Source organism: Aeromonas sp. MaB10011B (assembly GCF_017939325.1).
Taxonomy (GTDB): Bacteria; Pseudomonadota; Gammaproteobacteria; order Enterobacterales; family Aeromonadaceae; genus Aeromonas; species Aeromonas caviae.
In genome coordinates this window covers 166,171-179,299 of the sequence record NZ_JAGKRK010000075.1, presented here as the reverse complement: position 1 = coordinate 179,299, position 13,129 = coordinate 166,171, and the positions used below count along the sequence as shown (strand labels likewise).

At 61.4% G+C, this 13,129-nt stretch carries 13 protein-coding genes; all 13 read right to left on the bottom strand.

Annotated elements, in window-relative coordinates:
- Window positions 1-26: 26 nt before the first annotated feature.
- A complete protein-coding gene (gene rnhB / locus J9893_RS16940; RefSeq protein ID WP_210601680.1) occupies window positions 27-617 on the bottom strand; it encodes a ribonuclease HII in 591 nt (196 codons plus the stop codon).
- Window positions 618-695: 78 nt separating this feature from the next.
- On the bottom strand, window positions 696-1,835 hold the full coding sequence (gene lpxB, locus J9893_RS16935; RefSeq protein ID WP_010673416.1) for a lipid-A-disaccharide synthase: 1,140 nt from the start codon (window positions 1,833-1,835) through the stop codon (window positions 696-698).
- On the bottom strand, window positions 1,828-2,619 hold the full coding sequence (lpxA, locus tag J9893_RS16930) for an acyl-ACP--UDP-N-acetylglucosamine O-acyltransferase (RefSeq protein WP_010673415.1): 792 nt from the start codon (window positions 2,617-2,619) through the stop codon (window positions 1,828-1,830). Before lpxA ends, lpxB begins: the two co-directional genes overlap by 8 nt.
- A 2-nt stretch (window positions 2,620-2,621) precedes the next feature.
- The gene (gene fabZ / locus J9893_RS16925; protein WP_010673414.1) at window positions 2,622-3,083 is read right to left on the bottom strand and encodes a 3-hydroxyacyl-ACP dehydratase FabZ; all 462 of its coding nucleotides are present in this window, start codon (window positions 3,081-3,083) and stop codon (window positions 2,622-2,624) included.
- A 24-nt stretch (window positions 3,084-3,107) separates the two neighbouring features.
- Window positions 3,108-4,127, bottom strand: coding sequence for a UDP-3-O-(3-hydroxymyristoyl)glucosamine N-acyltransferase (gene lpxD, locus J9893_RS16920; RefSeq protein WP_039039449.1), 1,020 nt, complete (start codon window positions 4,125-4,127; stop codon window positions 3,108-3,110).
- Between the two features lie 3 nt (window positions 4,128-4,130).
- On the bottom strand, window positions 4,131-4,643 hold the full coding sequence (locus J9893_RS16915) for an OmpH family outer membrane protein (RefSeq protein WP_029313943.1): 513 nt from the start codon (window positions 4,641-4,643) through the stop codon (window positions 4,131-4,133).
- A gap of 147 nt (window positions 4,644-4,790) precedes the next feature.
- A complete protein-coding gene (gene bamA, locus J9893_RS16910) occupies window positions 4,791-7,214 on the bottom strand; it encodes an outer membrane protein assembly factor BamA (RefSeq protein WP_041211294.1) in 2,424 nt (807 codons plus the stop codon).
- A gap of 34 nt (window positions 7,215-7,248) precedes the next feature.
- Complete coding sequence (rseP, locus tag J9893_RS16905) at window positions 7,249-8,601, bottom strand: sigma E protease regulator RseP (RefSeq protein WP_039039430.1); 1,353 nt, start codon at window positions 8,599-8,601, stop codon at window positions 7,249-7,251.
- A 76-nt stretch (window positions 8,602-8,677) separates the two neighbouring features.
- Entirely contained in the window at window positions 8,678-9,874 is a 1,197-nt protein-coding gene (ispC, locus tag J9893_RS16900; protein WP_182957482.1) for a 1-deoxy-D-xylulose-5-phosphate reductoisomerase, read from the bottom strand.
- A 67-nt stretch (window positions 9,875-9,941) separates the two neighbouring features.
- Complete coding sequence (locus J9893_RS16895; RefSeq protein ID WP_039039428.1) at window positions 9,942-10,799, bottom strand: phosphatidate cytidylyltransferase; 858 nt, start codon at window positions 10,797-10,799, stop codon at window positions 9,942-9,944.
- 27 nt (window positions 10,800-10,826) lie between these two features.
- Window positions 10,827-11,603, bottom strand: a complete 777-nt coding sequence (gene uppS, locus J9893_RS16890; protein WP_039039427.1) for a polyprenyl diphosphate synthase — start codon at window positions 11,601-11,603, stop codon at window positions 10,827-10,829.
- Window positions 11,604-11,675: 72 nt separating this feature from the next.
- The gene (gene frr / locus J9893_RS16885; protein ID WP_010673406.1) at window positions 11,676-12,233 is read right to left on the bottom strand and encodes a ribosome recycling factor; all 558 of its coding nucleotides are present in this window, start codon (window positions 12,231-12,233) and stop codon (window positions 11,676-11,678) included.
- 95 nt (window positions 12,234-12,328) lie between these two features.
- A complete protein-coding gene (pyrH, locus tag J9893_RS16880; RefSeq protein WP_010673405.1) occupies window positions 12,329-13,063 on the bottom strand; it encodes a UMP kinase in 735 nt (244 codons plus the stop codon).
- Between the last annotated feature and the right edge of the window lie 66 nt (window positions 13,064-13,129).

Sequence of the window (13,129 nt, the reverse complement as noted above, 5' to 3'; positions counted from 1 at the left end):
AAATCGTTCAGACAGATCGGCATCGGTTATTCGATCCCCAGGGCGCGGCGCACCGGCTTGAAGCTCTGACGGTATTCGGGCAGCGGACCCCGTTCGGCCAGAATGGCGAGGTGCTCCGCCGTCGGGTAGCCCTTGTGGCGGGCGAAACCGTACTCGGGATGGCGGCTGTCCAGCTCGGTCATCTCGGCGTCCCGGGTCACCTTGGCGAGGATGGAGGCGGCGCTGATGGCGGCCACCAGGCTGTCACCCTTGACCACGGCGCGGGCCTCCATCGGCAATCTGGGGCAGCGGTTGCCGTCGATGAAGACCAGCTCGGGCGTCACCTTGAGCCCCGCCACGGCGCGCTGCATCGCCAGCATGGTGGCGTGCAGGATGTTGAGCTCGTCGATTTCCGCCGGGCTGGCGCGGCCGATGGCATAGGCCAGCGCCTTCTCCCGGATCTCGCCAAACAGGGCGAGCCGCTTCTTCTCGGAGAGCTTCTTGGAATCGGCGAGGCCAAGGATGGGATTGGCAGGATCCAGGATCACCGCGGCGGTGACCACGTCACCCACCAGGGGGCCGCGACCCACCTCGTCCACCCCGGCAATCAGCTTGTCTTCGGGAATATCGATCGTCATCTCATAGCCTTGAATCAAAACCGGCCCCGCAGGGCCAGTATCAGCACAACATCACGCCTGACACACAGGCAGAGCCCACTAGCGTTCCAGCAGCGCGGCAACCGCTTCCGCTGCCTGCACATCCGCATTGCAGCGGATCTTCTCGTGCAACCGGGTGAAGGTGGTGATGAGCTCGCTGTTGTCATGGTCCAGCAGCTTGCTCACCTCTTCCACCAGGTTGGCCGGGGTGCACTCGTGCTGGATGAGCTCGGGCACAAGCATCTTGTCCGCCAGCAGGTTCGGCAGGGAGACATAATCCGTCTTCACCAGCCACTGGGCCAGCAAATAGCTGAAGGGTTTGAGCTTGTAACCGACCACCATGGGCTTTTTCACCAGCATGGCCTCGAGGGCTGCGGTGCCGGAGGCGAGCATCACCACGTCGGCGGCAATCATGGCCTCGCGGCCCTGGCCGTCCAGCAGCACCATGTCGAGCTCCGGGGCCACCTCGGCCTTGATGGCGAGGAACTGCTCGCGCCGTTTCTGGTTGACCAGAGGCACGATGAAACCGAGATCCGGGTTGTGCACCGTCAGGTGCTTGCACGCCTCGAGGAAGACCGGCGCCATGAAGCCCACTTCCGCCGTGCGACTCCCCGGCAGTACCGCCAGCCAGCGACGGGCGGGATCGATGCCGAGGGCCTCGCGCACCGCCCCTTGATCCGGCACCAGCGGAATGTCGTCCGCCATGGTATGGCCGACGAAACGACAGGGGGCATCGAAACGGTCGTAGAAGGCTTTCTCGAACGGCAGGAAGGCGAGCACCATGTCGGTGGCCGCCTTGATCTTGTGAATGCGGCCCTGACGCCAGGCCCAGACGGAGGGACTGACATAGTGGACCGTCTTGATACCGGCGCGGCGCAGTTTCAGCTCCACCCCGATATTGAAATCCGGTGCATCCACACCGACGAAGATGTCGGGGGGATTGGCGATGAAGTGGCGCAGCAGTTCGCGGCGCACCTGGAGGATGCGGGGCAGACGGCCCAGCACCTCGGTGATGCCCATGACGGAGAGCTCCTCCATCTCGAACAGCGCCTTCACGCCGAGAGCCTGCATCCGCGGCCCGGCGATCCCTTCGAACTGCGCATCCGGGTAGCGGGCTTGCAGTTCGCGCACCAGCCCTGCGGCCAGGATGTCGCCGGAGGTCTCTCCGGCGACGATGCCGATGCGAATGGGATCAGGCACGGATGATCCCGCGCTCGTTGTCCTTGAGGAAATCCACATAGAGCTGGATGGCAGGTTCGCTCTGGGCCATCTCGCTCAGCACGGGCAACACCTCTTCAATGGTCTTGCCGGAGCGGAAGATCTCCTTGTAGGCGCGCTTGACGGCAGAGATCGCCTCGGCGCTGAAGCCACGACGACGCAGGCCTTCGGAGTTGACCCCGAACGGCTTGGCGTAGTTGCCGGCAGCCATCACGTAGGGCGGCACGTCCTTGTTCAGGGCAGCGCAGCCGCCGACGAAGGCGTGGGAGCCGACGCGGCCGAACTGGTGAATGGCAGACAGACCGCCGAAGATCACGAAGTCACCGATGTGCACATGGCCCGCCAGGGTGGCGTTGTTGGCGAAGATGCAGTTGTCACCGATGATGCAGTCGTGGGCCACGTGAACGTTGACCATGAACAGGTTGCCGCTACCCACCTTGGTCAGGCTCTGGTCCTGGGTGGTACCGCGGTGCACGGTGCAGTTCTCGCGAAACACGTTGTTGTCGCCGATCTCGAGGAAGGTGCGCTCGCCGGCGTACTTCTTGTCTTGGCAATCCTCACCGATGGAGGTGTGCTGGAAGATCTTGTTGCCGCGACCGATCTTGGTCGGGCCCTTGATCACCACGTGGGAGCTCACCCAGGTGTTGTCACCGATTTCCACCTCGGCGCCGATGACGGTGAAGGGGCCGATTTCAACCCCTTTGCCGATGACGGCAGACTCATGGACGATGGCGGTGTCGTGGATGATGGCAGTCTGATCGATCACGGTTATACCTCGCGCTTGGCGCACATCAGTTCGGCAGTACAGACCACTTCACCGTCGACGGTGGCGACACCGGTGAACTTGGCGATGCCGCGACGCTCCTTCAGGAACTCCACATCCAACACCAGCTGATCGCCGGGGCCCACCGGGCGCTTGAAGCGGGCATTGTCGATGGAGGCAAAGTAGTAGAGCTCGTTGGGTGACGGCTTGCCCACCATGGTGAAGGCCAGGATACCGGTGGCCTGGGCCATGGCTTCCAGGATCAGCACGCCGGGGAAGACCGGCTTGGCCGGGAAGTGGCCCTGGAAGATCGGCTCGTTGAACGAAACGTTCTTGATGGCGCGCAGGGTCTTGCGCTCATCGCTGATCTCGTAGTTTTCCACCTTGTCCACCATCAGGAACGGATAACGGTGGGGCAGCAGATCCATGATTTCCTGGATGCCCAGGCTCTTCTTTTCAGTAGTCAAAACAGTACCCTATACCAATCGTGATTATTCTTGATCCAGCTTTTTCTCAAGCTTGCTCAACCGCTTGTGCATCTCTTCGATACGCATCACCCGGGCGGCGGTCTTGCGCCACTCTTTATTGGTTTGCAGGGGGATGCCGGAAGAGTAGATACCGGGCTCGGTGATGGGACGCATCACCATGGCCATGCCGGTGACGGTGGCCTGGTCGCAGATCTCCATGTGCCCGTTAAAGACGGAGGCACCACCAATGATACAGTATTTGCCGACCTTGAGACTACCGGCCATCACGGTGGAGCCCGCCACGGCAGTGCCGTAGCCGATCTCGACGTTGTGGGCGATCTGGCACTGGTTGTCGATGATGACGTTGTCAGCGATGCGGGTATCTTCCAGCGCACCGCGGTCGATGGTGGTGCAGGCACCGATCTCGACCCGGTTGCCGATGGTCACGCCGCCGAGCTGGGGGATCTTGATCCACTCGCCGCGCTCGTTGGCATAACCGAAACCATCTGCCCCGATCACGGTGCCGGCCTGTACCAGACAGTCCGTGCCCAGGGTCACGTTATGATAGAGGGTGACGTTGGCCCACAACCGGGAGCGCGCTCCCAGTCGGGTATCCTTGCCAACGAAACAGCCCGGGCCGATACGCACATCGTCACCCAGCACGACGCCGGATTCGATCACCGCATTGGCCCCGATGGCCACTCTCTCGCCCAGTTGCACGTCCGCCGCGATGACGGCGCTCGGATGGATATCCATGGCCGGCTGCGGGGTGGTGTCCAGCAGTTGGGCAACCCGTGCAAAGCCCACGTAGGGGTCCTTGAGCACCAGGGCGTTGGTGGGGCAAAACGGCAGGTCTGCCTCGGTAATGAGCACGGCAGTGGCCTTGCTCTGCTCCAGAAAATGCCGGTATTTCTTGTTGGACAGGAAGGCTATCTCCCCCTCCCCGGCTTTTTCCAGTGTCGCGACCTTGCGAATTTCCCGGGTCCCATCCCCATGGACCTCGGCCCCCAGTTGCTGGGCCAGCTGTGCGAGAGTGAATGCCATCAATTAGTTGCTCTTGCTAACCTGAGAAATAACCTGGCCGGAGATGTCCAGCTTGCTGGCTGCATAAGGGGCGGCGTTGCGCTCCAGCACCAGATCGTAGCCATTGCTCTTGGCGATGGCGTCGATGGCAGCCTGCACCTTGGTCAGGATCTTGTTGCGCTCTTCGGACTGACGGCGACCGTTGTCCTGTTCAAACGCCTGACGCTTCTGGTTGAATTCCATCTGCAGCTTGGCCAGCTTCTCCTGGCTCTGCTTCTTCTGCTCGGCGCTCATGAAGGCTTCGTCCTTCTTGAACTTCTCGACCAGTGCCTGACCGTCGGACTCCAGCTTCTGCAGTTCACGCATGCGCGGCTCGAACTCGCCCTTCAGCTTCTTGGCAACGGCTTCACGCTGGGGCAGCTTTTGGAAGACTTCGCCCATGTCGACCACGGCGATCTTGGTCTCAGCGAAGGCAGAACCCATGCCGGCAGCCATCAGTGCAAAGCTCAAACCAGCTACTTTCAACGCTTTATTCACACTTACTCCTTGGTCCCTCGGTCGAGGGCTACCTGATTTACCTGATTGTGCAAGCGATCCACGAGATCGTCTTGTTACCTGGTGAGGCACGCAAACGCGCGACCCATCATGCTTCCCCCCGCCATGGCGGGGGGGCGTCCGCTCCCCTTAGAAGGTACGGCCGATGTTGAAGGAGAAGACTTCGGTGTCGTCCCCTTCGTATTTCTTGATTGGTCTTGCCAGCACGAACACCAGCGGGCCCATGGGAGAGAGCCACTGCAGCGACAGGCCGGTCGACATCCGGATGTTGCTCGGATCGGAGTAGTCCATCAGATAGTTGCAACCACTGAAGCAACGGTTCTGATACTGGCTGTAGTCGAAGTGGGTATCCCACACGGAACCGGCATCGATGAAGAAGCTGGTCCGCAGCTGGGGCTGATAGGTCTCGGAGGCAAAGGGCGTCGGCACGATCATTTCCAGCGAGGCCACCGCCAGGGCGTTGCCCCCGACCGAGCTGTCGGTGCCCTGGATGACGTCGTTGCCGCCCAGGTTATAGTAGTAGAGCGCCTTCGGACCCACGGTGTTGCTCTTGAAGCCACGCAGGGTGTCGAAGCCGCCGGCGTAGTAGTTCTCGAAGAACGGCAGGACGTGCTCGTAGTCGCCATTGCTGCCGTAGCCGTCGCCGTAGGAGGCGCGGGCCTTGGCCAGCATGACCCACTTGTGGTCGGCATCAAACGGGAAGTAGTGAGCATCTTCGGCGTTGAGCTTGAAGTACTGCAGATCCATGCCGGGCACCGTCACCTTGGCGTTCACCCGCTGGCGATCACCGGAGGTCGGGAACTGACCCTTGTTGAGGGTGGAGCGGGTCCAGCCGGCGGTGACGTCCACGGTGTTGAACACCATGCGGTTGTCGCCATCCAGATTGCCGTTGTAGACCTTCCAGAACTCGTCCACCTGTACATAGGGGTTGGGCTGGGAGAGCTTGTTGTTCTCGTAGCCCAGGCTGAAGTCGAGACGGTTGTTCTCGTTGACCGGGAAGCCGCTGGAGAGACGGAAACCGACGGTGGTGTTCTCGTAGTCCACGATGTTGGCGTCGGCCGCACTGAACTTGTTGTAGTAGAGACGGCCGCCCAGGCTCACCCCGTCCACGGTGAAGTAGGGGTCGTTATAGCTCAGGTCGACGCTCTTGGAGTAGTCGTTGGTGCTGGCGTTGATGCCAATCTTCTTGCCGGTCCCCATGAAGTTGTCCTGCTGCAGACCTGCCTGCAGGCTCAGACCCGACTCGGTGCCGTAGCCGATACCGGCGTTGATGGACCCCGCCGGCTGCTCCTTGACCTTGAAGTCCAGATCGACCTGGTCATCGCTGCCCGGCACCCGCTTGGTGTCCACTTCCGCGGTCTCGAAGAAGCCGAGGCGGTTGAGACGGGTCTTGGACTGCTCGACGTTGTCGGAGGAGAGCCAGGTGCCCTCCATCTGGCGCATCTCGCGACGCAGCACTTCGTCCTTGGTGGTGACGTTGCCGCTGAAGTTGATGTTGCGCACATAGACCCGGGGACCCGGCTCCACGTTGACGATGAGCTCCACTTCCTTGGTCTGGTCGTTGATCTGGGGGAAGGTGACCACTTTCGGATAGGCGTAGCCGTAACGGCCGAGGAACTTGGAGAGCACCTCTTCGGTATGGGTTACCTGGCTGGCGGAGTAGACGCTGCCCGCCTCGATGGGGATGAGGCCCTTCATCTCGCCGCCGCGGTCGATGAGGTCGCCCTTGAGCTGGATGCCGGAAACCTTGTACTGCTCCCCTTCCTTGACGTTGAGGGTGACATAGACCCCCTTCTTGTCCGGGGTCATGGAGACCTGGGTGGACTCCTGGGTGAAGCGGATGTAGCCGCGGTCCATGTAGTAGGAGCGCAGTACTTCGATGTCACCGGCCAGCTTCTGCTTCTGGTAGCGCTGATCGCCGGTGAAGTTCCACCAGGGCACGTCGTCCTTGAGGGAGAGCTGGGCCAGCAGCTTCTCTTCCGGGAAGACGTTGTTGCCGACGATGTTGATCTGCTGGATCTTGGCCGCTTCCCCTTCCACGAAGGTGAACTTGAGGTCGACCCGGTTGCGCGGCAGCGGGGTGACGATGGCCTTGACCTTGGCGGAGTACTTGCCGACACCGTAGTAGAAATCTTCCAGCCCTTTCTCGAGGGAGCTCAGCACGGTGCGATCAAGCGGATCACCCACGCGGATCCCGGAGGATTCCAGGCTCTGGGTCAGTTGCTCTTCCTTGATGTCCTTGTTGCCGGAGAACTCGATGCTGGAGATGGTCGGGCGCTCCTTGACCACCACTTGCAGCACCTGACCGTCGCGATAGACCTTGACGTCCTCGAAGTTGCCGGAGGCATAGAGCTTCTTGATAGCGTTCGCCAGGGATACGGAGTCGACGGAATCACCGACCCGCACCGGCAGATTCAACAGGGCGGCACCCAGGGTCACCCGCTGCAGGCCCTCGACCTGAATGTCTTGCACCACAAAAGAGGCCGGGGCAGCCTGAGCCAGGAAGCTGGCCCCCAGCAGGCAACTCAACACCAATGCTTTTTTAACAGCCATTTTGTTCTTATGTGTCCTTGTTGATGCTCTGGCCTCAGAGGCGAGCGAAATCATTAAACAGCGCAATGCCCATCAGTAACATCAGAATGGCGGCGCCTATCCTGAACCCAACTTCCTGAATTTTTTCCGATACCGGCTTGCCGGTGATCGCCTCGATGAGGAAATAGACCAGATGGCCACCATCGAGCACCGGCAGGGGGAACAGGTTGATGATCCCCAGGTTGACGCTGATGAGCGCCAGGAATCCGAGGAAATAGACCAACCCGTAATCGGCGCTGCTGCCGGCCCCCTTGGCGATGGAGATGGGGCCGCTCAGGTTGTCCAAAGAGACGATGCCACCGATCAGCTTGCCTATCATGTCGAAGGTCAGGGTGATCAGGCTCCAGGTCTTCTGGACCCCATGCCACAGGGCTTGCAAAGGCCCATACTGTAACAGAGTTCGATACTCATCCGGTAATGGAACCAGTTGCGGCGACAAGCCCACAAAACCGACCAGCTGGCCCTTCACTTTCTTCCCGTCCGGGGTCAGGGTCAGGGTCATCTCGCTGCCCCCGCGCTCCACCGTCACCTGCAGCGGCTGCGCCGGTGACTGCTGGACACGCTCGACAAACTGGGCCCATTCGGTGATGGCCTCTCCATCGACCCCCTTGATGCGATCCCCTATCTGAAGGCCGGCCTTCTCACTGGCGCTCGACGGCACCACGGCCTCCACCACGGGCAGCACCTTGCCACCGAGGGGCACTATCCCGAGGCTCCCGATGGGAGACTCCTTGTCGGGGTCAAACTTCCAGCCTGCCAGCTGCAGGGTCTTGTCCACTGCATAGCTGGTGTTGGCCGCCTTGAGCTTGAGCTGGACCGAGTCATCACCAAGGTGGCTGATGAGGGCGTAGGTGACGCTCTCCCAGTCACCGGTCTCCTCGCCGCCGACGCCGACGATCTCCATGCCGGGCAGGATGCCGGCCTCTGCCACGATGGAGGCGGGACGCACCTCGCCCACCACGGGTTTGACGCTCGGCACCCCTATCATGAACATCAGCCAGAAGGCGAACAGGGCGAACACGAAGTTCGCCATGGGGCCGGCCGCGACGATGGCCATCCGGGCCCAGACGCTCTTGTGGTTGAAGGCCTGCGCCTCCTCCCCCGGCTTGAGTTCGTCGACCCGGCCATCCAGCATCTTGACGTAACCGCCAAGGGGGATCAGGGCCAGCACGTATTCGGTGCCATCCTTGCCAAGGCGACGCCAGATGGCCTTGCCAAAGCCGATGGAGAAGCGCTCCACCTTGACGCCGCAACGACGAGCCACCCAGAAGTGGCCAAATTCATGCACCGCCACCAGCAGCCCGAGGGCCACGATGAAGGCGCCGATATTCCACAGAAGCCCGCCCATCAGCCGCGTACCTCGCGGTCATGTCCAGTCCTGCGCTCGAGAGCATGGAGAGGGGCTGGCTGCCACCACAGTCCGTTCATACGGCAAGCTCCTTTATCAGTTGCTGGGCACGGGCTCGGGCCGTACCGTCCAGGGCGATGAGATCCGCCAGAGAGCCGGCGGCACTGCTGCCCAGCTCGGCCATGACGGATTCGTTGACTCTGGCAATATCCATAAATCCGATCCGCTCTGCAAGAAAAGCCGCGACGGCCTCCTCGTTGGCGGCATTGAGGGAGGTGGTCGCCCCCTGCCCCTGCTGGCACGCGCTCATGGCCAGCGCCAGACAGGGATAGCGCTCATAGTCGGGCCGGATAAAGCTGAACTCTCCGACACTGAAGAAATCCAAAGGTTCCACACCGGACTCGATCCGTTCCGGATAAGCCAGAGCGTGGGCAATGGGGGTGCACATGTCCGGGTTGCCGAGCTGGGCCAGTACGGAGCCATCCTTGTACTGCACCATGGAGTGAATGACGGACTGGGGGTGGATCACCACCTGGATCTGCTCGGGGGCCGCATTGAACAGCCAGCGCGCCTCGATGTACTCCAGCCCCTTGTTCATCATGGTGGCGGAGTCCACCGAGATCTTGGCCCCCATGGACCAGTTGGGATGGGCAATGGCTTGCGCCGGGGTGACATGGTGCAGTTCACCCACATCGGCATAGCGGAAAGGTCCACCGGAGCCGGTCAGCAGGATCTTGCTGATCCCCGCCCCGGCCAGATCGCAGAAACCGGGCTGGCGCTGCACGTCGACCGGCAGGCACTGGAAGATGGCGTTGTGTTCGCTGTCGATGGGTAGCAGCTCGGCGCCGTGCTCGCGCACCGCCTCCATGAAGAAGGCGCCTGACATCACCAGCGCCTCCTTGTTGGCCAGCAGAATGCGCTTGCCGGCGCGCACGGCAGCCATGGTGGGTGCCAGACCCGCCGCACCGACAATGGCCGCCATCACGCTGTGGGCATCGGGGTGAGCAGCCACGTCGCACAGGGCTGCCTGACCGGACAACACCCGGGTGGTGCTGCCGTGAGCCTTGAGCCGACCCGCCAGATCGCTGGCGGCGCCTTCGTCCATCATGACGGCGAACCGGGGGGAGAATTCGAGACAGTCGCGCAGCATGGCATCCACGCTGCGGGCAGCGGTCAGCGCCAGCACCTGCCAGCGCCCGGGGTTGTGGCGCAGTACCTTGAGGGTGCTCTGACCGATGGAGCCTGACGCTCCCAGGATCACCAGGTTTTGCATCAAGACTCCTGATTGGGTAACAGACTGATGGAGCGGGACGCTCCCGGGATCATCAGTGCGCGAAACATCAAAACTCCGGACCGAGCAACAGGTAGCTGAGCAGGAAGACGGGCAGCGCCGCCGTCAGGCTGTCGATGCGATCGAGAATGCCCCCATGGCCCGGCAACAGGGTGCCGGAATCCTTGATGCCGGCTTCCCGCTTGAACATGCTCTCGGCCAGATCGCCGAGCACGGAGGCCAGCACCGCCAGCAGGGAACAGAGCAGCACGGTGCCCATCTTGGCAGGCACGAAGCCCATGAACCAGGTCACGCCGATGGCCAGCAGGCTGGCGGTAAACAGCCCACCCAGCATGCCTTCGATGGTTTTACCCGGGCTCACGGCCGGTGCCAGCTTGTGTTTGCCGAACGCCTTGCCGAAAAAATACGCGCCTGAATCTGCCGCCCAGACCAGTCCCATCACGAACAGCAGGATCCAGGCCCCCATCATGGGGTCGTGGTAGAAGTTGTAACCGCGAATGGCCACCAGGGACCAGAAGAAGGGAACCAGGGTCACCAGACCGAACAGGGACTTGAGCCAGATGGATTCACGCCACAGCCTGGCGCTTTGCGGGTAGCGCAGCACCAGCAGCAGCCCCAGCAGCCACCAGCTGACGGCGGTCCAGAGCACGCCCATCACCAGCGGATGCAGTTGGGGGATCCAGAGTTGCTCCACGGGCACCCAGAACAGGCTGGCCCCCAGCAGCAGACAGAACACCAGCGGCAACCACTGTTGCGGCTGGGCAGTGACGAAGGCACTCCACTCACGGCTGGCCAGCAGAAAGACCAGGGCGGCGAGCAGGGCAAAGAATTTCAACGGCAGAAAAAACAGCGCCCCCAACACCAGGGGTACTAACAGTAATGCGGTAATAATTCGTTGTTTTAGCAAAAGAAACCTCTCTCTTGGGAGCGGGGTTTAGCCGGTCTGTTGCGCGGCGATCAATTCCCGGATCTGTTCACCCGTACACCCGAAGCGACGCTCGCGAGCAACGAAGGAGGCAACTGCCCCACTGAACTCGGCCTCGTCAAAATCGGGCCACAGGACCGGGGTAAAATAGAGTTCGGCATAGGCGAGCTGCCAAAGGACAAAGTTGCTGATGCGATGATCCCCGCCGGTGCGGATCAGCAGATCCACGGGGGGCAGATCAGCCATGCAGACATGACGACCCAATGCCGCCTCGTCGACCGCCTCGGCATCCAGTTCACCCGCCGCCACGGCGCGTGCCAGGGTCCGGGCCGCCTGGGCGATGTCCCACTGACCGCCATAGTTGGCGGCGATATTGAGGGTCAATCCCTGATTGTTGGCGGTCAGGGCCTCGGCCTTGGCGATCTTGGCCTGCAGCCGCTCGCTGAAGCGGGCAGTGTCGCCAATCACCCGAAGGCGAATGCCGTTGCTGTGCAACTTGCTCACCTCGCGACCCAGCACCGTCATGAACAACTCCATCAGGGCGTTGACTTCCCCTTCCGGACGGCGCCAGTTCTCGCTGGAAAACGCAAACAGGGTCAGCGCCTCCATCTTGGCACGGGCGGCAAAGGCCACGGCCTCACGCACGGATTTCACGCCCGCCTTGTGCCCGGAAACCCGCATCTTGCCGCGGTTCTGGGCCCAGCGACCATTGCCATCCATGATGATGGCGACGTGACGGGGCAAGGACGAGCTGGCGCTATCGCCTAGCGCTGCCAAAAGCGACATTCATTTCTCCCACAAAGACAAAAGCGCCGTGCAGGGGCACTACACGGCGCTCGTAATATACCTGTCGGAGGCTTAGATTTCCATTAGCTCCTTTTCCTTCACAACCAGGGCGTCATCCACCAGCTTGATGAAGGTATCGGTCAGCTTCTGGATCTCTTCCTGGGCGCGACGGTCGTCGTCTTCGGAGATCTCTTTCTCTTTCAGCAGGGCTTTCAGGTCGGCGTTGGCATCGCGACGGATGTTGCGAATGGCAACCCGGGCACCTTCGGCTTCGGCACGGACGATCTTGGTCAGATCACGGCGACGCTCTTCGGTCAGCGGCGGCAGCGGCACGCGCAGAGTCTGGCCGTTGCTGGACGGGTTCAGGCCCAGATCGGAGGTCAGGATGGCTTTTTCCACCGCCTGGATCATGGAGCGATCGAAGATGGATATGGAGAGAGTACGGGCATCTTCTGCCACCACGTTGGCCAACTGCTTCAGAGGAGTGGCAGCACCGTAATACTCCACCTGGATGCCGTCGAGCAGGCTCGGGTGAGCACGGCCGGTACGGATCTTGGACATCTGGGTCTTGAGCGACTCGACACTCTTGCCCATGCGGTCCTTGGCGTCGTTTTTAATCTCGTTGATCACAGTGGTTTTCCTTTTGGCGAACGAGCCGACAGGCGGCTCGTATCTATCTTGTTGACTGGCGTAATGGACAAGCGAGCCTGGGGCTCACACTTGCCTTACTTGCTGGCCTGGTGGATCAGGGTACCTTCCGGCTCACCCATGATCACGCGGCGCAGCGCGCCCGGTTTGTTCATGTTGAACACCCGGATCGGCAGATCGTGGTCGCGGGCCAGGGTAAAAGCAGCAAGATCCATCACTTTGAGTTCTTTTTCAAGAACTTCATCATAACTCAGTTCCTGATAGAGCACGGCATCCGGGTTCTTGACCGGGTCATCGGTGAACACGCCATCGACCTTGGTGGCTTTCAGCACGACGTCGGCTTCGATCTCGATACCGCGCAGGCAGGCTGCCGAGTCGGTGGTAAAGAAGGGGTTGCCGGTACCGGCAGAGAAGATCACCACCTTGCCGGCGCGCAGCTGGCTGATGGCTTCGGCCCAGCTGTAGGAGTCGCAGACCCCTTGCAGGGAGATGGCCGACATCAGGCGGGCATTCACATAAGCACGATGCAGGGCATCACGCATGGCCAGGCCGTTCATGACGGTCGCCAGCATGCCCATGTGGTCACCCACCACGCGATTCATGCCTGCCTTGGCAAGGCCGGCACCACGGAACAGGTTGCCGCCACCGATGACCAGACCGACCTGAACACCCAGCTCAACCAGCTCTTTGATCTCTTGGGCCATCCGTTCCAGCACCGCCGGATCAATGCCGAAACCCTCGGATCCTTGCAGGGCTTCACCACTCAACTTCAGAAGAACACGTCTGTATGCAGGCTTGGGATTGGTACTCATGTCACTGATTCCTGGTCATATAAAGACCGCGACATAAGTCGCGGTCTGGGGAAACGGAAAAACCGG